Source organism: uncultured Campylobacter sp., assembly GCF_937997465.1.
Taxonomy (GTDB): domain Bacteria; phylum Campylobacterota; class Campylobacteria; order Campylobacterales; family Campylobacteraceae; genus Campylobacter_A.
This window is the reverse complement of the sequence record NZ_CALKTQ010000279.1, coordinates 1-2,148: the sequence shown is the minus strand read 5'-3', so window position 1 is coordinate 2,148 and position 2,148 is coordinate 1. Positions and strand designations below refer to the sequence as shown.

3 protein-coding genes are annotated in these 2,148 nt (G+C 41.9%); 2 read left to right on the top strand and 1 reads right to left on the bottom strand.

Annotated elements, in window-relative coordinates; genetic code table 11:
* The coding region (locus tag Q0546_RS09215; RefSeq protein WP_298792429.1) for a hypothetical protein at positions 1 to 518 on the top strand (518 nt) is incomplete at its 5' end.
* A 307-nt stretch (positions 519 to 825) separates the two neighbouring features.
* Positions 826 to 1,266 (top strand): pyrimidine dimer DNA glycosylase/endonuclease V, encoded by a 441-nt coding sequence (locus Q0546_RS09210; protein ID WP_298792427.1) that lies wholly within the window; start codon positions 826 to 828, stop codon positions 1,264 to 1,266.
* Between the two features lie 392 nt (positions 1,267 to 1,658).
* On the opposite strand, the gene Q0546_RS09205 is transcribed toward Q0546_RS09210, so the two are convergent.
* Positions 1,659 to 2,148: formate--tetrahydrofolate ligase (locus Q0546_RS09205; protein ID WP_298792425.1), on the bottom strand; the 490-nt coding region annotated here is incomplete at its 5' end.

Here is a 2,148-nt window from a genome sequence, read left to right as displayed (position 1 = left end):
TAGATCTACGGCAGCTATCTTTACAAACTAGATATAAAATTATTTTGTCATCTACAAACATTGATTTTCCATCCGTGTGTATTAAAAACGATAAAATACAAAATGTATATACTGCTACTTTTAAGGCCAGAGAAAGTAGAAGCAAGGCATTGGAGCATTTTAAAGCTTTATTATCTAATGCCGATAGGATTTTAATTTATGATAAATATATCAATAAGAATGGTTTTGAACTTTTTCATGTAAAATGTTGTCATCCAAATTTAAAAATAGTGATCTCGAATGAAATTTTTCCTAATCCTAGTGACGCTCATAAAAAGGCCGCTATAACCACTTACTGCAATCAGTATCAACAAATCCAAATGCAACCAATAAGCCAATATCCACAAAATTCAACTCATGATAGATATATTTTAATAGAGTATGGCGATAATATTTTTATGGAAATTATTTTGACAAGCGGATTTGAATATTTAAATGATGTAAGTAAGGATTTTACTTACATTGTTAGAGAAATATAGTCTAATGCCGACGGCACACCGAGGCTAACGAAAATAAACGGTAAAAATATAATCAGTATAATGCCTGAACACATAGAGGATTTCATTGATGATTTGATTTTTTGTTTTGACGAGGATTTGGTAGGATATTTAGAAAATGGCGGTTAAGAGCAACCGCCTTGAATCGCAACGAAGCGATTATAAGCCAAAATCGCTAAAATAAAACTTAAATTTACGGGCTTTAGCTAGCGTAAATTTACGCGGTCAAATTTAAGTATCTGCGGCGAGGCGCGTCTAGTTTGGCAGCTAAATTTAACGAAAGGCAAAAATGAGACTTTGGACGATAAGTTTTAAATATCTCGACGTAAAGGGGCTCGTAGCGCTGTGGCGAGAAGCGCTGCTAGCTAAAAACGTGCTGGCGGGGCTAACTAAAGGCTACAAAAATCACCCGCAGCTTGACCGCTTTTACGCGCACGAAAACGCGTGTGAAGCGATAAATGCGTATCTGGCGGAGGTTTACGCGCAGGCCTGCGCTCGCGGCTATAAATTTGACGCGGCAAAAGTTGGCGAATTTGACGAGCGAAATTTGGCCAAAATAGCCGTCACTCGCGGCCAGATCGAGTATGAATTCGCCTTTTTGCAAGAGAAGCTAAAATCGCGCGACGTCAAGACTTATGAGCGAAATTTAAGCGTAAAAAACATAGAAATCGCAAGCATTTTTAAAGAGGTCGAAGGCGGAATCGAGCCGTGGGAAAAGGTGAAAATTTAGCGCTGCATCGCGCTAGGTTTTTGGCTTACTTGAACAAATTTGATTAAAAACGCCAAAATACGTTTAGGATACTTAAAACGCCGTAAAATATCACAAATTTGGCACTAGGCCGGATACGTTGCTTTGAGCGGGTAAATTTGATTCGGCGATGTATGGACGGTAAGATAAAAATCTCGCACGAATAGCGCCGCGATAAAATCTAAAATTTACGAGCTAGCGCAGGAATTTGCTAAATTTAGCGTTTTAAATTTGACGGCAAATTTGAAGGACAAAGTGGTCAAATTTAAAAGGCGAACTCGGCGTTATTTCCGCTAAATTCGCCTCTATTTTTCAAAAAACTCCGCCGACCGAACAAATTTCGCACTCAAATTTGACGGATCGGCGAGTTAAATTTACTCCGCTTTCATCTGCTCGGCGGCAGGTACTTTTGGTAGTCCCGGCATCAGCATAGTTGATCCGCTAACCGCCACGATAAAGCCAGCTCCCCCGCGGATCTCAAGCGCACTAACCTCGAAGCTAAAGCCCTTCGGTCGTCCGAGTAGTTTGGCGTCCGAGCTAAAGCTATACTGCGTCTTTGCGACGCAAACTGGCAAACCATCAAAGCCCAGGCGCGAAATCTCGACCAAATCCTCCTGAGCGCGCGGGCTAAAGACTACTTCTTTTGCGCCGTAAATTTTAGTCGCGATCTTTTCGATCTTGGTTTTGACGGGGTCGGCGGGCTCATACGTGAAGTTTATCTCATGCGCCTGCTTTTCGCAGATTTGCGCGACTTTTTTAGCTAGATCCTCTGTGCCCACGCTTCCTTTTAAAAAGCCTTCGCACACGCTAAACTCAGCCCCCGACTCCTCGCAAAGAGCGCGGACGTGAGCGATCTCCTCGTCC